The 19,826-nt window shown below is 57.5% G+C and carries 18 protein-coding genes; 17 read left to right on the top strand and 1 reads right to left on the bottom strand.

All coding sequences use genetic code 11. The features are described from left to right. The 16 genes from WHJ28_RS08325 (at nucleotide 1) to WHJ28_RS08250 (ending at nucleotide 18,904) form a co-directional block, all read left to right on the top strand. Complete coding sequence (locus WHJ28_RS08325) at nucleotides 1–4,029, top strand: S-layer homology domain-containing protein (protein ID WP_340041514.1); 4,029 nt, start codon at nucleotides 1–3, stop codon at nucleotides 4,027–4,029. A gap of 215 nt (nucleotides 4,030–4,244) precedes the next feature. Beyond that, nucleotides 4,245–5,579 (top strand): hypothetical protein, encoded by a 1,335-nt coding sequence (locus tag WHJ28_RS08320; protein ID WP_340041512.1) that lies wholly within the window; start codon nucleotides 4,245–4,247, stop codon nucleotides 5,577–5,579. 29 nt (nucleotides 5,580–5,608) lie between these two features. Continuing rightward, nucleotides 5,609–7,033, top strand: a complete 1,425-nt coding sequence (locus WHJ28_RS08315) for an SPFH domain-containing protein (RefSeq protein WP_340041511.1) — start codon at nucleotides 5,609–5,611, stop codon at nucleotides 7,031–7,033. Nucleotides 7,034–7,152: 119 nt separating this feature from the next. After that, nucleotides 7,153–7,995: a hypothetical protein gene (locus WHJ28_RS08310; protein WP_340041509.1), complete on the top strand. Its 843-nt coding sequence runs from the start codon at nucleotides 7,153–7,155 to the stop codon at nucleotides 7,993–7,995. A 44-nt stretch (nucleotides 7,996–8,039) separates the two neighbouring features. Next, nucleotides 8,040–8,441 carry a hypothetical protein gene (locus tag WHJ28_RS08305; protein WP_340041507.1) on the top strand — a complete coding sequence of 134 codons (402 nt, stop codon included), beginning with the start codon at nucleotides 8,040–8,042 and terminating at the stop codon, nucleotides 8,439–8,441. Between the two features lie 22 nt (nucleotides 8,442–8,463). After that, entirely contained in the window at nucleotides 8,464–9,315 is an 852-nt protein-coding gene (locus WHJ28_RS08300) for a DUF4428 domain-containing protein (protein ID WP_238074044.1), read from the top strand. Nucleotides 9,316–9,363: 48 nt separating this feature from the next. Continuing rightward, the gene (locus tag WHJ28_RS08295) at nucleotides 9,364–10,047 is read left to right on the top strand and encodes a TIGR00266 family protein (RefSeq protein WP_116721478.1); all 684 of its coding nucleotides are present in this window, start codon (nucleotides 9,364–9,366) and stop codon (nucleotides 10,045–10,047) included. 24 nt (nucleotides 10,048–10,071) lie between these two features. After that, nucleotides 10,072–11,538: a hypothetical protein gene (locus tag WHJ28_RS08290; RefSeq protein ID WP_340041501.1), complete on the top strand. Its 1,467-nt coding sequence runs from the start codon at nucleotides 10,072–10,074 to the stop codon at nucleotides 11,536–11,538. Nucleotides 11,539–11,550: 12 nt separating this feature from the next. After that, nucleotides 11,551–12,561 carry a DUF5067 domain-containing protein gene (locus WHJ28_RS08285; protein ID WP_340041499.1) on the top strand — a complete coding sequence of 337 codons (1,011 nt, stop codon included), beginning with the start codon at nucleotides 11,551–11,553 and terminating at the stop codon, nucleotides 12,559–12,561. 92 nt (nucleotides 12,562–12,653) lie between these two features. Further along, nucleotides 12,654–13,859, top strand: a complete 1,206-nt coding sequence (locus tag WHJ28_RS08280; RefSeq protein ID WP_340041497.1) for a hypothetical protein — start codon at nucleotides 12,654–12,656, stop codon at nucleotides 13,857–13,859. 69 nt (nucleotides 13,860–13,928) lie between these two features. Then, nucleotides 13,929–15,062: a TFIIB-type zinc ribbon-containing protein gene (locus tag WHJ28_RS08275; RefSeq protein WP_340041495.1), complete on the top strand. Its 1,134-nt coding sequence runs from the start codon at nucleotides 13,929–13,931 to the stop codon at nucleotides 15,060–15,062. A 19-nt stretch (nucleotides 15,063–15,081) separates the two neighbouring features. Then, the gene (locus WHJ28_RS08270) at nucleotides 15,082–16,398 is read left to right on the top strand and encodes a TPM domain-containing protein (protein WP_340041493.1); all 1,317 of its coding nucleotides are present in this window, start codon (nucleotides 15,082–15,084) and stop codon (nucleotides 16,396–16,398) included. Nucleotides 16,399–16,413: 15 nt separating this feature from the next. Next, nucleotides 16,414–17,550 carry a hypothetical protein gene (locus WHJ28_RS08265; protein WP_340041492.1) on the top strand — a complete coding sequence of 379 codons (1,137 nt, stop codon included), beginning with the start codon at nucleotides 16,414–16,416 and terminating at the stop codon, nucleotides 17,548–17,550. Nucleotides 17,551–17,599: 49 nt separating this feature from the next. Continuing rightward, nucleotides 17,600–18,169, top strand: a complete 570-nt coding sequence (locus WHJ28_RS08260) for a DUF6935 domain-containing protein (protein ID WP_340041490.1) — start codon at nucleotides 17,600–17,602, stop codon at nucleotides 18,167–18,169. 103 nt (nucleotides 18,170–18,272) lie between these two features. Then, nucleotides 18,273–18,653, top strand: a complete 381-nt coding sequence (locus WHJ28_RS08255; RefSeq protein ID WP_075705351.1) for a hypothetical protein — start codon at nucleotides 18,273–18,275, stop codon at nucleotides 18,651–18,653. 74 nt (nucleotides 18,654–18,727) lie between these two features. After that, the gene (locus WHJ28_RS08250; RefSeq protein ID WP_116721489.1) at nucleotides 18,728–18,904 is read left to right on the top strand and encodes a cysteine-rich KTR domain-containing protein; all 177 of its coding nucleotides are present in this window, start codon (nucleotides 18,728–18,730) and stop codon (nucleotides 18,902–18,904) included. Between the two features lie 58 nt (nucleotides 18,905–18,962). Here the strand turns inward: WHJ28_RS08250 and WHJ28_RS08245 are convergent, their stop codons facing one another. Beyond that, the gene (locus WHJ28_RS08245) at nucleotides 18,963–19,313 is read right to left on the bottom strand and encodes a helix-turn-helix transcriptional regulator (RefSeq protein ID WP_340041480.1); all 351 of its coding nucleotides are present in this window, start codon (nucleotides 19,311–19,313) and stop codon (nucleotides 18,963–18,965) included. Nucleotides 19,314–19,538: 225 nt separating this feature from the next. On the opposite strand from WHJ28_RS08245, the gene WHJ28_RS08240 reads away from it, so the two are divergent. Then, on the top strand, nucleotides 19,539–19,817 hold the full coding sequence (locus WHJ28_RS08240; protein ID WP_340041478.1) for a hypothetical protein: 279 nt from the start codon (nucleotides 19,539–19,541) through the stop codon (nucleotides 19,815–19,817). Nucleotides 19,818–19,826 lie beyond the last annotated feature (9 nt).

Genomic DNA, 19,826 nt, shown 5'->3' with positions numbered 1-19,826 from the left:
ATGACGTACACCTATGGAGCCAGCGGCTGCATCGGCGACGACTATTTTAATAAGCCCGAGAACGGCAAGCGCTCGCAGATCACGATCAACGGCGGCACGATCAACTGCGCATACGACTGGGACAGGAGTCAGTCGCTCCTCGACCTCCCGGTTGAAGCAATGCCGCTGGCGCTGCAGCTGCTCTATTCCAATCTCACGATCAACGGCGGTACCTTCAACGGAATTGTCTGGACAGATACTCTTTGGCGAGGAGAGCAGGATACAGAGCCGCGCGTTGTCCTCAACGGCGGCGTGTTCAACGCCCCGTTCGTGGTAGAAGGTATGCAGAAAGATGCGACGCAGATAGTCATAGACGGAGCGCACTTCAACGACGGCTTTCATGTTAACAACGGGTACAGCATAAACACTGATGTGGGAACCGTCCCGGTGCTGCTGCTCAAGAGCGGCGTGTTTACCTCGCCCGACAAGAATCCCAAACTCGACATTTACAATGTTACCGCAAATAGCTATGGCAATGGGGTGAATTCGGATGCCACAGCGCGTGCCAGGCTGGAAATGATACTTCACGCCATGAAGTGCTTCCCGAATAGTGCGATAAAGGTAAACGGAAAGTTCTATACCTCCGAGAACATTGAGTCGCTCGTGGGGAAAAATAATGATGATTTCTATCTGAAACTTAACTCGAGCACTCCCATCGAGGTCATCCGCGACGCATGGGGTGTGATGGAGTCCGTCACGCTGGACGGCAAAAAAATCAACTACGCCAAGGACTGGAAGGGCACCGTTGAGCGGATGGACAACAGCAAGGATCATACCCTCAAATTCACGTGGAAGCCTCTGGCGCAGGAGCTGAAAGACGCGGGCTACAGCTACAGAACCAAGTGCGAGCATTATATCTCCGGTTCTTCCGCGGTACAGCAGACAGATACCATCGCTGCCGATAAAACCTCGCATACGGTCACCATTCCCGCGGGCGCAGACCCCAAGGTCTATTCCTATGATTTGCAGCTGAATCTGCAAAAGGACAGCAGCAACATCGGTATTTTCAGCAACGAGCATATCGTTAAGCTGGTGGTGAATCAGGCGCCGGTGGTTGAACCCGATCCCACCCTCACGGGCAATGTGTACTACACCAGCGGCATCGTCTTCGGTCGCTCCATTTCCACCGGTACCGGCAACCTGCCCACCGGCTTTGATAGCAGCAAACTGCGCTACCAGTGGCAGCGCAGCACGGACAGCGGCAACACATGGACGGATATTGACGGCGCGACCAGTGGCAAGTATACTCCCGTGGCGGCTGACATGGGTGATACTGTCCGCATCCGCGTGAAGATCACGGCAGAGGGCTATCTCGGCGAGATCGTCGGCGCGGCGGTGAAGGTCAGCAAGGCCGACAACAACAACTTACCGGCTCGACCGGAAGTTGAGGCGCAGACAGGTGCCGCTGGAAAATACACAGAGTTTAAGATCAACAACTTCAATTCCGACAAGCAGGAGTATGTCTACACCATCAGCGCCCCCACCTCCGGCAACGAGTGGCCGACCGATGGCACGGAGATCCATTCCTCCACGGTGACCGATCTAACCGAGGGCAACACCTATTATATCTTTACCCGCTTCAAGGAGACCGACACCCAGACGGCAGGCTCTCTTGTGAACAGAGACAGCGTCAAGCTGTATGACAATGTTCCTTTGCAGTACGTGTTGCTGGAAGGCTTCGACAGCGGCAACACGATCTATATCAAGCGGGGTGAGAGCGTTACGCTGACGGTCAGCGCAGATCCCAGCAACGCCAATTCTTGGAATGAGATCACCTTCAAGGATAGTAGTGCAACGGGAACAAGCAACATCACGATCTCCAATGAAAAAATTGCCGCAAGCGGCACGACGGCCACACCGTTCCCCAAAGACCATACCATCACGATCACCGGCGTTTCTACGGGCAGCGCAACGTTGGACGCCAGTTACTCTGGACCCACGCTACCCTACTATGGTCGGTGGACTGTGGTTGTATACGATGATTCCACTGTGGCCGATGCTTTGAGGCTTGAGAATGTTTACACATACGCGGATATTACCCTGAGCGAAAATGACGAGGCGGATCTTCCCATCGAGCTTCCGAAGCTGCTGCCTGAGAACAGCGGCTATCATCTGGAATGGCGCATTGCCAAGAGCACCGGCACCGGCTTTACGCATCTGACGCAGGATGATAACATTACGCTGGAGAACGGCAAGATCAAGCCGAGGGCGGCTCATACCGGATCGGAGAAAACCCAACTGGAGCTGGTTGCCGTCAAGGATGGCAGCACCACAATCAACTTGCTTGCTAAGACTTCCCCCTTTTATGTCACCGTGACCGCAGCTCCCGTCATTGAGCTTACCGGCCTTACCGTTGTCCCGACGAAGGTGAATCTGGACATTGACGGCAGCATTCAGCTCTCCGCCGTGAAGCAGCCTGTCAACGCAGCGGGCAGCCTGACTTGGACGAGCGACAAGCCGGATGTTGCAGCAGTTAGCAGCACCGGCAAGGTGACCGCTAAGGCACAGGGCACGGCAGTTATCACAGTCACCTGCGGCAGCAAATCCGCAAGCTGCACCGTAACGGTCGGCCATACCCACGATACCGACGGGCAGGATTGGATGTATATGGACCCCGGTATGCATATCAAGACCTGCACAGCGGGCGACGATTTCAAGGTGGAAGCCCACGACTTCTCCGCATGGACGAAGGTTGATGATACCAATCATAGCCGTACCTGCTCCAAGTGCAAGAAGTCCGGCGAAACCGCAAACTACACCGAAACCGCCAACCATAACTGGCAGTGGGTGGTAGACACTGCGGCAACCCCCAATGCGGCGGGCAAGCAGCATGAGGAGTGCGTTGACTGCCACGCAAGGCGCAGTGAAAACACCGTGATCCCCGCAACCGGCGGCGGTTCTTCCTCCGGCGGCGGTTCCTCCTCCGGCGGTGGTGGCGGCGGCGGCAGTGCGGCGACCCCGCCCGCTTCCGACAAGGCAGCCAAGGAGCTGAAGAATGCCAAGGAAGGCTCCACCGTCACCATTGACATGAAGGGCGAAACCAAGCTTCCTGCCAGCGTTACCAAGGAAATCGCAGGCAAGGATGTCACCGTTGAGCTGGATATGGGCGGCGGCATGGTCTGGTCCTTCAGCGGTCTGGATGTTCCGAAGGGCGGCGTGAGCCTGGACCTCGGCGTTAAGACCGGCACAAAGACCATTCCCGCCAAGGTCATCCACGCCCTGACCGGCGAGACGACGACCGTTCAGCTTCAGCTGAGCCACAACGGTCCCTTCGGTATGTCGCTGAAGCTCTCCGTTGACCTCGGCAAGAAGCACGACGGTTTGTACGCCAACCTCTACTTCTACAATCCCAAGAGCAGTGCGCTGGAATTCCGGAGTGCCAGTATGATCAGCGGCGGCAAGGCAAGCTGGGCATTTGACCACGCATCCGATTACGCCATCGTGATCGACAAGGAAAGCCATGAGCCGATGACCTTCACCGATGTGCCTGACAGCGCCTACTATGCCGAAGCAGTTCATTGGGCAGTCGCCAAGAAGATCACCGGCGGCATCGGCAACAAGCTGTTCGGGCCCAACGATCCCTGCACCCGCGCCCAGGCGGTCACCTTCCTGTGGAGGGCTGCCGGATCTCCCGCCCCCAAGAGCATGAACAGCTTTGCCGATGTCCCCGCGGATGCCTACTATGCCAAAGCGGTGGCCTGGGCCGTTGAGAACGGCATCACCAGCGGCACGGGCGGCGGTAAGTTCAGCCCCGACGCTACCTGTACCCGCGCTCAGATCGTCACCTTCCTGTACCGTGCGGCGGGCAGCCCTGCGGTCAGCGGAGGAAGTGTATTCAGCGATGTAAAGGCCGGCGCTTACTATGCCGACGCGGTCACATGGGCGGCGAACAAGGGCATCACTGGCGGGATCGGCAATGGCCTGTTCGGTTCGGATAACAACTGCACCCGCGCCCAGATCGTCACCTTCCTCTATCGGTATGTGGAATAATAACAGGATATTCTTACCAAGCGGAGCGGCAAATGCCGCTCCGCTTTTTTGCGTTTTGTCCGAAAAACTACCCGCTGCGGGTAGGGCGCAAAACAGCGGCACCCGGTAAAATGAAACCATAGTAGAGCGCAGAGAAACAAAAACAGAAAGAAAAGAGGTGTCGTCATGCAAGTAACTGCAAACAGGAAAATGATGATGTCAAGGTGTGCAGTGAGATGAAACGAGTATGGAAGTCTATGCTGGCCTTGCTGTTGGCGTTCTGCCTGACGGCCTGCAGCGGCACCCCCGGCGGCGGAGAAGAAGGGCCGCCCGAGTCTCCTGATGACACAGCGACCTCCGCCCCTCCGTCCGACCATAACTCCGACAGTTCATTGGGCGGTACCTATTGGACGGCTGTACAGCACGAGTCCTACAACGATCTCTTTGACCGCACAGAGGTGAGCCAGATGCCCACGGAGCGGTGGTGGGCCGATCTCTTTCTCAACGAGGACGGAACGGCGCAATTCCGTGAGGTCCTGGGCGACAGCTTTAACAGCTATCTGGGCAGCGGGACCTGGTGGCTCGGCGCGGATCACACCCTGCGGCTGACAAGTTCGGACGGCGATGAAGATGGTGAGATGAATGGCCGCATGGAAGATGGCCGCATCATTTTGGAATCCTTCTATGGGGACCGGTTCTATTTTGAAAAAGCGGAGCGGCCGGGCCCGGGCGGCGAACTGTGTATCGCAAACCTGCATGGGACATGGCACATGACCACAGGCGAGGTGGAGGGCTGGAGCTATAACGCCCGGGAAGAAGGCCTGGCCTCCACGCTGGTTTTTGAAAGCAGGTGGAGCGACGCCATCGAGGGATATGTGCTGAGAGCGGATTATTACTTTGCGGACTTTCTGGATACGGATGAGCCGGAATACCGGCAGGAAGCCGAGCTTCGGACGGAGCTGCTGGAGGAACCGCTGTTCCACGGCCTCTCCAACGAGCTTTGGAGCGTCCGGCTCTTTCACGATGATACCGGCGCGGAGTTCTTTCTCACTCTGACCGATCCGGATACGCTGTATCTCCAGGAGCATTATGAGACGGACGGCGCTCCGGCAGTCCGCACGGCGGTCTACCAGCGGGTAGACGCATTCCTGCCGGAAACGGTGCAAACGGCTTTGTATGAGGAACCGTCTGACAGCCTGATTTTCTACTGGCCCAACCCACCGGACGATGTATCCGCATGGCTGGAGGTACTGCCGGTCACAAAGCTGGAGCCGGATGGACTGGACAGGCTGCTGGTGGTGGGGCGCTGGTATGAAACACAGATCCGGTTCTGTACGGGCGAGCCCCTGTGGGATGACAGCGGACGGCTTCTGGATTGGGTCACGGACGAGATCCTGTACGACGAAACGCTCAACATTGATGAGCCTCGGTGGTTTTCCCTGACGATCCCGGAAGGCGTACCGAACCTGTGCCTGCACATCAAGCGCTCCTGGGAGGATTTTTGGTACCTCTGGCCCATCACCGACACAAACGGGTATCTGGTGGATGGGTGGACATTCCTGACACCATAACAAAATAAAACAAGAGAGGAGATCGCATTATGGGACTGATCAAAGCTGCATTGGGAGCAGCCGGCGGCGTGATGGCCGACCAGTGGAAGGAATTCTTCTACTGCGAAGCGATTCCCGCGGATGTGCTGGCGGTAAAGGGAAGGAAGAAGGCCACAGGCCGCTCCAGCAACACCAAGGGGGATGACAACATCATCACCAACGGCTCTGTCATCGCGGTGGCAGACGGCCAGTGTATGCTCATCGTGGAGCAGGGCAAGGTGGTGGATATGTGCGCCGAGCCGGGCGAGTACACCTACGATATGTCCACCGAGCCCAGCCTCTTCACCGGCGATCTGGGGGAATCCATCAAGGGCGTGTTCCAGAACATCGGCAAGCGCTTCACCTTCGGCGGCGAGGCCCCCAAGGACCAGCGCATCTACTATTTCAACACCAAGGAGCTCACCGGCAACAAGTACGGAACCCCAAGCCCCGTCCCCTTCCGGGTGGTGGACCAGCGGGCGGGTATCGACATCGATATCGCCATCCGCTGCTTCGGCGAGTACAGTATCCGCCTGAAAAACCCCATGCTGTTCTATACCAATGTCTGCGGCAACGTCAGCGAGGACTTTAAGACCGAGCAGATCGCGGGGCAGATGAAGACGGAGCTGCTCACCGCCCTGCAGCCCGCATTCGCAAAGATCTCGGAAATGGGTATCCGTTACTCCGCTCTCCCCGGCCACACCCTGGAGCTGGCAGAAGCCCTCAACGAGCAGCTCTCCTCCCGGTGGCGGGACCTGCGGGGCATGGAGATCGTTTCCTTTGGCGTCTCCAGCGTCAAGGCCAACGAGGAAGACGAGCAGATGATCAAGGAGCTACAGCGCAACGCGGCCTTTATGGACCCCACCCGGGCGGCGGCCCATCTGGTGGGCGCACAGGCCAGCGCCATGCAGTCCGCGGCCAGCAACCCCAATGCCGGTCCCGCTATGGCTTTTATGGGCATGGGGATGGCTGGACAGATGGGCGGCATGAACGCCCAGAACCTCTATCAGATGGGCGCGCAGCAGCAGGCTCAGCCCGCACCCGCACCTGTACCCACGCCCCCGCCTGCCGCCCCTGGCTGGACCTGCGCCTGCGGACAAAGCGGCATCACCAGCAGCTTCTGCCCTAACTGCGGCAGCAAAAAGCCGGAGCCCAAGCCGGCAGCAGAGAGCTGGCAGTGTACCTGCGGTGCAGCCGTCACCGGAAAATTCTGCCCGGAGTGCGGCAAGCCCCGGCCCGCAGCGGACGGCTGGACCTGTTCCTGCGGCGCGGTGAACAAAGGGAAATTCTGCGCGGAGTGCGGGGCGAAAAAGCCCGCCGGCGTGCCCCAGTACAAATGCGACAAATGCGGCTGGGAGCCGGACGATCCCGCCCATCCGCCCAAGTTCTGCCCGGAGTGCGGCGATCCCTTTGACGATGGCGATGTGCAGGGATGACCCGGGGAAGAAAAACCGCCGTATTTTCTGTTGTAGGTCTGTTCCTGCTTCTGGCGGCTGCGGGATATTGTTTCAGAGGTCATCAGGGAGGTGATTCATCCATACAGAAGAAATCTGCCGTGCCGCCCGGTACCTTGACCGGCGTCACATACAGCCACACCAGCGGCATGGTTGCCAGAGCGGATTTTGCCATCACGCTTTCGCCGGTGGCTATTCTGGAAACAAGCTATTATCCGGCCCTTGATCCGGATACGGCGGAGGACGAGGAGTGGTATCATCCGTCCACCAAAGAGAATGTCCCCATCACCGCGGCTCAGTGGTCGGATGTGGAGCAGATCATTCTGGAGCTCTACCCGCTGATGGAGCCCATCCCGAAAAACCGGCGTGAGGTGAAGCTGCCACCGGGGATCGAAGTCATGGATGGCGGGGACTCCACCAGCCTGATCCTGACCTGGAGCACAGAAGACGGAACACGGAGCATCCGTTATAATCCGCCAAACGACCGCCGTATCCATACGCTGATCGCTCTGCTTGAGGAGCTGGCCGACCCCATTGGACGGGAGATCCCCCGCTATGCCCCGCCGGAGCTGAGCGGCTTCTATATGGGTCAGTCCGGGGCTCTCTTCTCCAAGGACTATTCCTTCCAATTCGACCGGGGTCCGTCTGTTGTGTACGGAGAGGACGCCCCATATATCCTCCGGGCCAGATTTACCCCGTCCGGTCGGAAGCAGGAGATCTGGAGTGACTGGGCCGTGTCAGATGAGGAGTGGGATGCCTTCACCGCGTTTGCGGAGGAGATCCGTCTGGAAGAACAGCCGGACGGCAGCTCGGAAAAGCCGGCCTGCACCCTCTATTACTCTGACGGCAAACAGCAGCAGAAGAAATTGGATCAGGAAACAGCGAAGCAGCTCCGGGCGTATTTTACAGAGCTGGCCCTGTGCCTGCTGGATGAACAGCCATAGTACGCAAATCGATCCATAAAAACAGAACATAGGAGGTACTACAAATGAAAGGTCAGAAGATTTTGAAAGTCACATCCATTCTCATGATCATCGGCGGCATCATCGCCGCCATCGCCGGCGTCATCGCCATTCTCGGCGTCAGTGCCCTGGCAGTCCTGTCGGGGAGCGCGGAGGGTACCGGCCTGCTCTATGCCAGTTCCATTCTTGTGACTGTGGCCTCTGTGATCCAGTTTATCGCGGGCATTAAGGGCATCGGGGCCTGCAGCGCACCCCAGAAGGCCGCTTCCTGCGTCAAATGGGGCATTATCATTGCGATCTTAGCGATCATCTCCATCATCATCGGTTTTGTAGGCGGAGGCCAGTTCAGCATCACCAGTCTGGTGCTCAATCTTCTGCTGCCGGGATTGTATGTCTACGGCGCCATGCAGATGAAGGTCACCGCGTAAGCGGCTTCAGAAAGGGGTGCAGATGATGGGGCTCTTTGGAAAACTATTTGATAAAAAGGAATGCTCGGTCTGCGGCGGCGAGATCGGGCTGCTGGGCAACCGCAAGCTGGAGGACGGCAATCTGTGCAAGGAATGCGCCGCCAAGCTCTCCCCCTGGTTCAGCGACCGCCGCCAGAGCACGGTGGCGGAGATCCAGGAGCAGCTGACCTACCGGGAGGCCAATCAAGCCAAGGTATCCTCTTTTCGCACCACCCGTACTCTGGGTGAGCGTACCAAGGTGCTGCTGGACGAGGATGCGGGTCTGTTTATGGTCACCTCCGCCAGAAATTGGGAGGAGGCCAATCCGGATGTGCTGTCCTTCTCCGATGTGACCGGCTGCAAGCTGGACATCGACGAGCGCAGGACGGAGATCGAATACAGGGATAAGGATGGAGAGCGGCAGAGCTTCAATCCCAAACGGTATGCCTATTCCTACGATTTCTACATCGTGATCAACGTCAACAATCCCTATTTCAGCGAGATCCGCTTCCAACTCAACAGCAGCTCAGTGGATAACGATGAGGAAACACTGCTGGATGGGCCCAACGCCATGCGCAGACCCCGCGGGGGTCTCCGGGCTAAAGCCGGCGGAATGGGCGGCGGCTCCCTGACCTCCAACGCGGAGGAGGTGCGCTCCAGCGTGGAATACCGGCAATATGAGGAAATGGGCTGTGAAATCCGGGATGCGCTGCTGCAGGTCCGGCAGCAGGCGCGGGAGGAAGCGGCCGCGGCAGCAGCACCCAAGGCGGCGGTGACCTGTCCGTACTGCGGGGCGACCACCACACCGGATGCCAGCGGCTGCTGCGAGTTTTGCGGCGGCGCAATCAACGGATAAGAATATCTTGGAGCAATAGAAAACAACGAAAATGAAAGGAGCTTCACCATGAAGAAGTATGAAATTTTAGGAGAAAATCTGCCGGTCGTCGTATGTGAATTGTCCCCAGGCGAATCCATGATCACGGAGAGCGGCAGCATGAGCTGGATGAGCCCAAATATGAAAATGGAAACCACCACCGGAGGCGGTATGAAGAAGATGCTGGGGCGGCTGGTGTCCGGTGATTCCGCATTCCAGAACAAGTTCACCGCAGAGGGTGGGGACGGGTTCATCGCCTTCGCTTCCAGCTTTCCCGGGGCCATCAAGGCTCTGAACATCAGTGCCGGCCGGTCCATGATTGTGCAGAAAAGCGCGTTTCTTGCCTCTGAGGAGGGTGTGGAGCTGTCCATGCACTTCCAGAAAAAACTGGGCTCCGGCATCTTTGGCGGCGAGGGCTTCATCATGCAGAAGCTGAGCGGAAACGGGATCGCCTTTATTGAGATCGACGGTCACGCGGCAGAGTATGACCTGAGCGCCGGACAGGAGCTTCTGGTCAGCACAGGGTACCTGGCGGCTATGGAGGAGAGCTGCACCATGGATGTGGTTGCGGTCAAGGGCGCAAAGAACATGCTCCTGGGCGGAGAGGGTATTTTCAATACCGTTGTCCGGGGACCCGGCAAGGTGATCCTGCAGACCATGCCCATCAGCAAGGTAGCCGAGCTGCTGACGCCGTTTTTCAGCAACAAAAAATAAGAAAGGACAGAGAGGAGAATGGCCATGAAAACCAAGTTCAAGCTGTCGTGCCTGTTCCTTGCGGCGCTGATGCTGTTCAGCCTCACTGCCTGCGGCAAGGACAACCCGGAGCCCAGCTCGACATCGGAAGGAACCGAGCAGACAAAGCCTCCTGTGGAAGCGGGAAGCGGAACAACGATCCATACAAATCTGTGGGATCTTACTTACGATGAGGCGGACGGCTGGGTCTATGAGGAGGACGACCTTCATGACGATGAAACATCCTCCAAGATCATCCTGACGCTTCCCAAGGAAGGCGAGGATGGAAGCATCGTCGATGCGGAGATCCGCGTTTCTGTGGAAGATCCGTATACCTTCCGGGACTATCTCACCAGCTACGGCTTTGACGAGTACGAATATGCAGTCGATCAGGCCTATGATCTTACTCCCGTCGGCGGCATCGATTGCCTCAAGGCAGAAGGAAACTATTGGGGCTCCCCCTGCCTGCGGTATATGAACCGGGTGGAGGGCGCGGGAGCCACCGTATTTATGGAGATCATCGGCGAGTACGAGGATGAGCGTGTAGACAAGCTGCTCTCCGGCCTGACGATCCATCTGGAGGATACCGGAAACGAGGATGGCCCCTGGTACTGGGAGGGTGAGCCCTTTTCCGCCCAGCCCCGCAGCGTCATGGTGGGTACGCACACGCTCAGCAGCCAGTGGCTGCCTATTACAGACTGCATCATCACAAAGGAGACCTTCAATCACGCAGCTGCTGTCACAGGAGATCAGGCTTACCTTCTGGTGGACGGAGAATTGAAGCGCTTCGATTACGACGGCGCATCTCTGAACTTTGCGGAGGATATTGTGCTGGACGCGGAATATGAGGATATTTCCGCCGACACCACAGGGACCCTCTGGCTGGCGAATTTTATGGAGCCGCTGATCAGCTGGAAGGACGGCGCACAGACGGCGTCCTATGAGGGCCCGGATCACGTCACCATGCACCCATCCGGGACCTGGGGCGTCAGCTGGTTCTCCGGAACGGAATGTGAAAAGATCACGCTCTCCGGCGGAGCCCTCAAGACGGAGCCCATGGTATTCCAGGAAGTGGATATCCTCAGTCATCTGCTGATCGACGACAGCCACATCTATGTCTGTGGGTCTGCCGTGGACGGCAGCGGTCACAAGGTGTTTGTCTATGACAGCAATGGCGCGCTGCAAATGACTTTGGCAGATTCCGACGGAGGCGGCCTGGGAAGCATTACCTTTATTACGCAGACCGCAAATGGCTATCTGGCCCTGGACGGAAATATGCGTGAGGTGGTGCTCTGGACCAAGGACGGCACCTATCTCGGCGAGGCGGATGACGGCGACCTGTTCGGCACGGACTATCCCTGGTTCTGCGGCGGCGCGAAGCTGGCTGACGGCAGCATCCTTGCCATTATGACCGAAGACAGAGCGGACGAGTCCGCAATGGAACTGGTTGCATTCAAACTCAGTGGCTTTTAAGGAGGGCCTGACATGAAACGCACGAGGTTATTCTGCGTCCTGCTTGCGGCGGCGATGCTGCTCAGTCTGGCCGCCTGCGGCAAGGACGACCCGAAAGAATCCAATTCGCTCCAGATCGGGGACTATGCGCTGCTCTACAAGGGGGCCAGCATCATGGAGGACTCAGATGGAAACGACGCGCTGGTCCTGACGCTGGATTTTACCAACAACAGCAAGGACAGCGGCTCCTATGTCTGGTCCATCTCTGAAACAGCGATACAGAACGGCGCAGAATTGGCTATCGCCACCGTCTTTGCGAACAGCGACTCCTACGACACGGTGATCGACAGTCAATTTACGGATGTCGCGCCGGGTGAAACCCTTGAACTCCGCACCGCCTTTGTGCTGGCGGATACCACCAGCAAGGTCGAGGTGACCTTTGAGGAGGCATTCGGCGACAAAACCGGTAAGATCACCGTCGATCCGTCCACACTCAGCCGGGAAACGGCGGGAAGCGGTACAGGTCAGGATACTGGGACCGGAGATATACTGCTGGACTGGTGGAACGGCGACTGGTACGGCTGGTGGATCATGACCGGCTGCTCCGGCTATTACGAGGATATGGAGGGCGCCTGGTGGGACATCTGCGGCGCCATTGACATCGGCGGGGACGGCACGGGCACTGTCACCCTCTGGGATGAGGACTACACGAAGTCGGAACCGATGGTCTCCGCGTCGGTCAGCCTCAGTGATGATGGGACCAGCATATATGGCACCATGACATCCGAGGGCGGCGCCTTCACGGATATTGCGCTGGAGCACGGGGACTGGATCGTTGACCCGGGACTGGTGGACTATGGGGACATGATCCACATTGACGGTGATTACGAAAACGGCGGAGATGCATTCCACTATGATATCTACCTGCGCCCGTGGGGGACCTATTGGGTGGACGTGGATGAGGAGGATCTGCCCAATCTCTATGACAGCTGGTATCTGCCTCTGATCGATGCGGAGGAGCCTATGCCGGACAGCATTGGATGACACCAGAATGGGGATCGTTCCCGCCCCATTTGGGGCGGAGCGATCCCCATTTGCGCAATGGTATGGAGCAGTGACATTTGAAAGGAGCAGTTATGAAAAGGACATCAAAACGAGTGATCGCATTTTTTCTAATACTGGTTCTGATGCTGTCTCTCTGTGCCTGCGCGCAAAAACAGCAAGCGGGAACAGACGAACCAAATCGAAGCGCCGATGGTGAGACGCTGTCTGGTATGCCCGATCAGAAACTGCCGGAAAAGCTGCGCCCGGGGGCCGGGGGATCGGATATGCAGCCGACACCGACCGGATTCTCCGCGGAAGCGGAACAATCTCTTGTTTGGCTGCGGGAGAGAATGGCTTTTCCGCAGACCATGTTCGGCGCGGCTTATCTGGGCTATGTGGAAAAAGCCGGCGATTGGCTGTCAGCGGCAGACCAGGCCATGCTGGAGGAATATCCCTTCCTTGCGGAGATCGACGAAACCCGCATCATCGGCAGTTCAGGCCATCTGTACGGTATCGTGCCGCTGGATGAAAATGCGACGGTTGCCATCAATCGTGTGCGATGGAATGAGAACACCGATACCTATGAGAACACCGAGGTCTGCTATCGGTCGGAAAACGGGGAACCGGTGCTGCTCTTTGCAAATCTTGACGGCGTTGCATACGAGACCGACACGCAGGTCTGGATCACTGACAACCGCGGGAACTCCTGCGAATGGTGGCCGTCCCTTGACGCGCTGAGCTGCCTTGTGCCCTGTGTATCGGACGATGGAGACTACCTCTCCTTCGACTTTACGGAATACGGCTGGCAGGGCGTTCCTTCCGAGCTTGCACCGTGGCTGGCAGACGGCTGGAGCGGCGTCTATGCCTCCGGGCTTGGCGGCAGCTGGATAACGCAGGCAGCGGCATGGGATACGGACCGTATCGCAAATTACTACCTGTGGTTCTTTCCCGAGGATGAGATGGGAGGAACGGTCGAACTGTATTGGGAATACGAGGGTGCCGATCCTTCTAAAACGACGTGGGAAGAGGTGTGGAGCGGTTTCTGGACGACCACATCCGTCATGGATGGGCCCAGTTATGTGACCGTCAGCCTGTCCCTTGTTGGCGGTGATAACTATGGCGTCACAGACGGCCCGTATTATATCTCGGAGACCTATCCGATTTTGATGAGTCCCAGCGGCGAGGAGATGGTGATCGGCGCTGGGGAGAACGAAGTCAGCCTGCCGTTTATGCCGAAGTACGACGCGCAGCTGTGCGTCCTGACGCTGGACAGCTTGCTCACCGACCCGCTCGGCTGATCTTCTGCGGATTACGGCCTGTTTCGGTATAGACCGTTACAGCGCCGGCATGGGAAGGAGGAATTTCAGATGCCAACACAGGTAACAAATTATCAATGCCCCAGCTGCACGGGACCGCTGCATTTCTCCGGTGCGTCCGGCCGGTTGGAGTGCGAATACTGCGGCGCCAGTTATGATGTGGCGGAGATCGAGGCGCTCTACGCAGAGAAAGAAAAAAAGGCGGCAGAAGCCCAGCAGGCGACGGAGGAAGGCGGCGCCGGGCAGAGCGCGCCAGCCGCGGATGGAGGCGCATGGGACACCTCTGACTTTTGCGAGGATTGGGGGGCTGAGGGCGACGGTATGCGGGCCTACGGCTGCCCCAGCTGCGGCGCGGAGCTCATCTGCGAGGAGAGCACGGCGGCGACCTCCTGCCCCTATTGCGGGAACCCCACCGTGGTGCCGGGCCAGTTCTCCGGGGCACTGCGGCCGGATTTCATCGTTCCGTTCAAGCTGAGCAAGGAGGATGCGGTAAAGGCCCTCAAGTCCCACTACAAAGGGAAGTTTTTCCTGCCGAAAAGCTTTACCGGTGAAAATCATGTGCAGGAGATCCGGGGGATCTATGTTCCCTTCTGGATGTTCGACGGCGAGGCGGAGGGCGACGCCCATTATGAGGCTGCCCGCTCCCGTACATACCGCTCCGGCGACTACGAGATCACGGAGACGAAACACTACGATGTCTACCGGGCCGGAGCCGTCACCTTTGAGAAGGTGCCGGTGGACGCCTCCAGCAAGATGCCGGACGGCCACATGGACTCCATTGAACCCTATGACTACAAGGAGCTGAAGCCGTTTTCCACCGCGTATCTCCCCGGCTTCCTGGCCGATAAGTTCGATGTGACGGTGGAACAGAGCCGGCAGCGGGCGGATCAGCGCTGTGAGGGGACCCTTGCCTCCGCGCTGCGCGGCACAGTGAAGCGTTATGACCTCTGCGTTCTCAGAGACAGCAGCGTTCACCTGCGCAGGGGCAAGGTGCATTACGCCCTGATGCCCGTCTGGATGCTGAATACCAAGTGGCATGGGAAGGACTTCCTCTTTGCCATGAATGGACAGACCGGAAAGCTGGTGGGCGACCTGCCGGTCAGCTGGGGGAAGTTCTGGGGGCTGTTTGCCGCCATCGCCGTCCCCCTGTCTGTGATCAGTTCGGCGCTGGTCCTATTGCCGTGAGAAAGGAGGCGGACCGGATATGAAGAAAGCATATACTGCTCTCGCGCTGGCGTTCCTGTTGGCGCTGTCCCTCTGCACTCCCGCAATGGCGGCAATGGAGTACGGCGTGATCTATGACGAAACGGAATCCTTGGGATCGCAGGAACTGACCATGCAGGGAGAACAGACCCTCCCCCAGCTCTCCCAGGCGCTGGGCCTTGATCTGCGGGTGGATGTATTGACCCAAAACAGCTATGACGGACTTGGCGACGCCGCCGCGGGGATCTATGAGGAATATGATTATGGCTATGGCGAGCACAAGGAGGGCGTAACGCTGACCATTCTGCTGGAACCGCAGGATGGGGATACCTACAGGATGGTTGACGAAAATGACTGGTGTGTCTACACCAGACTGAGCGATGAGCGGGGCAGCGGCCAGGAATTGTCCGACGCCGTCTACGATGCGGTACAGCCCTATATGGCGGCGCGGGCGTGGAACGGCGAGGACATGACCATGAGCGCCGTGGCGCTGACCCAGGCAGTGGACGCCATGGCGGAAACGGCGGAGGATTACATCCGCACAAATTGCCCGCCGGCCGGCTCCGGCGAGGATGCCGGCTTGGAAGAACCGGTGCAGGGCAGTGTCACGATGCAGTATGTATTTGATGCTGCAGACCTTCTCCCCTATGAGAAGTGGGAAAAGCTGGAGGCTCGGGCCGAAGCTATTTCCCAAAAGCAGGATTGCGGCGTTTATTTTGCTCTTGTGGATGATTACACGGAATTCGGAAACGGCAGTATCTATGAGGTCACCTATCAGCTCTATCACGGCAGTGAGCTCGGTATGGGCAGCGGGCGGGACGGCATCATCGTGCTCCTGAGCATGGCCGAGCGGAACTATGCCATGTTCGTCTACGGCGAATACGCCGAGTATGCCTTTGATGAATATGGGAAGGAGAAGCTGGAGGAGCAATTCCTGGGCGATTTTGGGGAAAACGACTGGTATGGCGGCATTTCCAATTACTTGGACGCCTGTGAGGAATATCTGACGAAGGCCGACGCCGGCAAGCCGGTGCGCCGTCCTTACTGGATCTGGTTCGTCATTTCAGCAGGATGCTCCTGTCTGGCTGCGGGGACGGTTTGCCTGTGGCTGCTGCGTAAGATGAAGTCCGTCCATCAAAAGGCGGAAGCCGATGCGTACCTCACCGCTGGCGGCTTACACCTGACAAAGCAGTACGACCGGTACACCCATACCACCGAAACACGCACCAAGATCCAGAAAGAGAGCTCGGGCGGCAGCGGCGGCAGCACCTACAGCGAAAGCGGGGGCGGCGGCAGCGGCCGCAGCGGGAAATTCTGAGAAGGAGGCCGGATGATGAAGAATTTGCTCCGGCGCCGCTTTCTCCCGGCGATTTTGTGCATGGCACTGGCCCTTGGCCTGTCCGCCTGCGGAGGAGAAGACACACCGCCCGTTGAAACGGAAACGGACGGTGCGATGGGCACCCTTTCCGGCAGCAAGGGAGAAAAAGATTCCAGGGTGGGTGTGTTCTCCGGCAGCGGGGAAGAAACAGCGGAGGCGGAATTGGCGGAGGAGTCCCTGAACCTGTTGTATGACGCCATGGCATACGATGACCAGTACGCCGGCGCGGTCGCCTATCTGGGATACAGGAAGCAGGGGGACTCCACCCCGCTGTCGGACTGGCTGGTGGAGAATTGTGCCGGATTGGTCGAGGCGATGCCGTTTCTGCTGCATATACCGGCCGAATGTATCCTCGGCGCAGGTTGGGGTGATTTATTCTGCATCGTTCCCCGGGATGAGAATACCAGCCTTGCCGTGAACCATGTCACCTGGGAATCGCTCGGTAACGGCGTTTGGCCTGTACCGGGTGAGGTGCTCTACCGGGAAGAGTGTGCCCAGCCTGTACTGATATTCGTAAATTATGAGCAATGGCGGGATGAACCGGACACGGAGATCGTCCTTGTGACAAACGATGGCGTGGAGGTGAAGTGGCTCCCGCTGACCGATGAATACGGCATTCCCATCGTGCCCACCGGGGAGAACTACCTTCCCATGCTGATGGATTTCGGCATCTGGGGCTATGTGACCGGGTTGGACTACCCCGAGGACTGGGAGCCGTCCGGGGACGACTGGTGGCTGCCTCCCACAGACTGGGGGCTGGCTTACACAAATTGGACCTGCGAGCACTGGTACATGGAGTTCGGCTGGGGCGACAGCGACCCGGACTATTCCGGACGCATCGATCTCTACCATCAGCCGGAGGATGGACAGGAGTATGCATACTCATATTCCGGCATCTGGCGTATGGAGGGCGACTGCCTGTATCTGGACCTCTCGGACGGCGCGGGCACCCGCATGAGCGGCAGCTTCCCGGTGCTGATCGACCCATCCGGCGAATCTCTCCATATCCAGCAGGATCGTGAAACCGGTGTGTGTCCACCCTTTTTTGGCGAGGGCATGACCTGTATGGATCTGATACGCGCCTATGGCTGAGAGAACATCAGGCGCACGAGTGTGGGACAGGCGTGAAAGGAGTATTTGTATGAGTATTTTTGACAGGCTAAAGCAGTCCGCCGTGGATGCCGCGGCGACGGCAGCCACAGCCATTGGAAACAAGCGGGAAACCTTTACCTTCGTGGCCCTCCCTGAGAGCCTTGCCCAGCTACAGGCTCTCCCGGAGGCGGTCCTTGACACCCCCTTTCAGACGGCGGCGCTGACCGTGCTGGCCCTGTGCGCCTATGCCGCTGACCGGCAGATCGGCACGGATATGCTGAATTGGCTGCGGGGGCCCCGTCCTTTGAACGGACAGGAGATCTCCTTCTTAAACGACCGTTTTCGTGACGGAAAGACCTACCTTCCATTCACCTACTTCGCCGGCTCTACCCCCGACAACAATTACACACCCAACCAGCCCTATACCATCCGGGTGGAAAGCAACCATGTTTCCGGTGAGGAGCAGGGCTATATGAAACTGTTTATCCCCTGCGGCGGCGCGGACAGCCCTCGCCCCATCAAACTCCGACAGCGGGGCAGCGATGGGAAGTGGTTCCTCTGGGAGCAATACCTGCTCACCGGTGTCCGTACCCCCAAGTCCGCCGACCCCTGGGCGTGAGTCAGGCGGCGCGGCTGTGGAGGCTCGGCTCATGGAAGCCGGAGCAGGCGGGAGCGATCAGAAAACCATCTGTATTTATCGGATTGGATAGAGGGTGCCGATCATGAAAACAGTGCTGTTTATATCATCCAATAAGGTGCTGGGACAGGGGTTGTCAGCGGCCATCCAGGCAAAGCCGGAGCTTGACTTCCTGTGGGCGGCCCAGCTCCATTATCCGCAGGCTGTGGTCGGCGTTGATATCTTTCATGCGGATGTGGTGATATTGGATATTGTGGATCAGGCGGATATGGATCAGGCGGTCGGGATCTGCCAACCTCTTCGGCAGGTTGAACAGGACCTCAAGATCCTGCTTCTGGTCAGGCCGGAACAGTCTGCCGTATGCAGCCGTGTCATAGATGCAAAAAATGCCGGACTGATCGATGATTTCGTCTTCTATGATAGTTCTCTGGCATATCTGCTGGCGAAATTGGCGGCGTTTTCATAGAATGATTGGGTATCAATGAAGAAAAACCAACTGCAATTATCTAACTTGTAACTACGAATAAATGGGTGATTGCTATGCGGCATGAGTCAAAATGGATCTGCTGTCCTCAGTGCGGCAGCAAAACGAAAGTCAAAGTATATGAAGAAACGGTTTTAGTAAAATTCCCGCTATACTGTCCAAAATGTAAAAAGGAATTCATGGTCAATGTGGTAAAACTGAAGATGGTATTGAGCGACGAGCCGGATGCTTAAAGCACAGAGCCTGCTGATCCCCCTGCCGGGGAAAAGCAGGCTCTGTTTTTTTATATAGTCATCCAATCTCAATGGCGTCCTTTGTCCGGAGTGCGGCAATGACCGATTCCACCACCGGGATCAACGCTTCGGCCTCCTGCTCACTGCATTCCTCAATCATAAGCCGAAGTTGTTGTAGAGCGGGAGTTTCGCGCTGCTGCTCAGGGTTAAAAATGGTTCTGGCATCAATACGGAGGGCACGGATCAAAGGGTAGAGCACCTCCATCTTGGGATTTGCCTTGTAGTTCTCAATATTCATCACGGTTCGCACATCGATATCCGCCATGTCTGCTACCTGAAGCTGGGTCAGACCGCGCCGATAACGTGTGCTCTTCACCGCATTCCCCAATGTATAGGAGAAGTCATACATCGCAGTTCACCTCAAAGATATTCTACAATACATCTTTTTGCGGGTGAATGCGACACAATTCGCTTGTTTGATGTATCGCAATACACGAACCAACAAGCCTGAGATACATAAAACTGAATTATATTATCGGCAAGACAGTCGCATTTGCCGAAGAACAAAAATTATAAGGGGGTGATGCTGGCTGTCTGTGTGCCGGCCGCGTAAGTGGACAAGGAGAAATGCAACATGGCAGATAACAGCTGCCGCATTAAGTTGTTCCATCTGGTTAAGCCGAGTCACACTGCTTTCAGGACAGCACGAGAAAGACTGTCAAGAAAAAAACGGGATACGCAAGCTGGGCATATAAGAAAGAAAGAAAAACCTCCGCCTGCTGCCCCTGTATCCCGCCCTGGACTTCTTAATGCAGATCAAGCACAGGTTGCCGATTCTCCATTTTTGCACGGGATCGGCAATTTATTTTTTACATATAATCTTTCTGTTGGGTGCCGTGATCCTCCGAACTGAAATTCGGTC

It is taken from the genome of Flavonifractor porci (genome assembly GCF_037572415.1).
Classification (GTDB): Bacteria; Bacillota; Clostridia; order Oscillospirales; family Oscillospiraceae; genus Flavonifractor; species Flavonifractor porci.
The sequence above is the reverse complement of the archived record's forward strand: the minus strand, read 5'-3'. Positions and strand labels throughout refer to the sequence as shown.

What these genes read in the sequence shown, in the direction of transcription:
- WHJ28_RS08245 (WP_340041480.1), bottom strand. Translation starts at nt 19,313, where the DNA reads ATGTATGACTTCTCCTATACATTGGGGAATGCGGTGAAGAGCACACGT.
- WHJ28_RS08255 (WP_075705351.1), top strand. Translation starts at nt 18,273, where the DNA reads ATGAAAACAGTGCTGTTTATATCATCCAATAAGGTGCTGGGACAGGGG.
- WHJ28_RS08290 (WP_340041501.1), top strand. Translation starts at nt 10,072, where the DNA reads ATGAAAACCAAGTTCAAGCTGTCGTGCCTGTTCCTTGCGGCGCTGATG.
- WHJ28_RS08320 (WP_340041512.1), top strand. Translation starts at nt 4,245, where the DNA reads ATGAAACGAGTATGGAAGTCTATGCTGGCCTTGCTGTTGGCGTTCTGC.
- WHJ28_RS08260 (WP_340041490.1), top strand. Translation starts at nt 17,600, where the DNA reads ATGAGTATTTTTGACAGGCTAAAGCAGTCCGCCGTGGATGCCGCGGCG.
- WHJ28_RS08300 (WP_238074044.1), top strand. Translation starts at nt 8,464, where the DNA reads ATGATGGGGCTCTTTGGAAAACTATTTGATAAAAAGGAATGCTCGGTC.
- WHJ28_RS08270 (WP_340041493.1), top strand. Translation starts at nt 15,082, where the DNA reads ATGAAGAAAGCATATACTGCTCTCGCGCTGGCGTTCCTGTTGGCGCTG.
- WHJ28_RS08240 (WP_340041478.1), top strand. Translation starts at nt 19,539, where the DNA reads ATGGCAGATAACAGCTGCCGCATTAAGTTGTTCCATCTGGTTAAGCCG.
- WHJ28_RS08305 (WP_340041507.1), top strand. Translation starts at nt 8,040, where the DNA reads ATGAAAGGTCAGAAGATTTTGAAAGTCACATCCATTCTCATGATCATC.
- WHJ28_RS08280 (WP_340041497.1), top strand. Translation starts at nt 12,654, where the DNA reads ATGAAAAGGACATCAAAACGAGTGATCGCATTTTTTCTAATACTGGTT.
- WHJ28_RS08295 (WP_116721478.1), top strand. Translation starts at nt 9,364, where the DNA reads ATGAAGAAGTATGAAATTTTAGGAGAAAATCTGCCGGTCGTCGTATGT.
- WHJ28_RS08250 (WP_116721489.1), top strand. Translation starts at nt 18,728, where the DNA reads ATGCGGCATGAGTCAAAATGGATCTGCTGTCCTCAGTGCGGCAGCAAA.
- WHJ28_RS08285 (WP_340041499.1), top strand. Translation starts at nt 11,551, where the DNA reads ATGAAACGCACGAGGTTATTCTGCGTCCTGCTTGCGGCGGCGATGCTG.
- WHJ28_RS08275 (WP_340041495.1), top strand. Translation starts at nt 13,929, where the DNA reads ATGCCAACACAGGTAACAAATTATCAATGCCCCAGCTGCACGGGACCG.
- WHJ28_RS08265 (WP_340041492.1), top strand. Translation starts at nt 16,414, where the DNA reads ATGAAGAATTTGCTCCGGCGCCGCTTTCTCCCGGCGATTTTGTGCATG.
- WHJ28_RS08325 (WP_340041514.1), top strand. Translation starts at nt 1, where the DNA reads ATGACGTACACCTATGGAGCCAGCGGCTGCATCGGCGACGACTATTTT.
- WHJ28_RS08315 (WP_340041511.1), top strand. Translation starts at nt 5,609, where the DNA reads ATGGGACTGATCAAAGCTGCATTGGGAGCAGCCGGCGGCGTGATGGCC.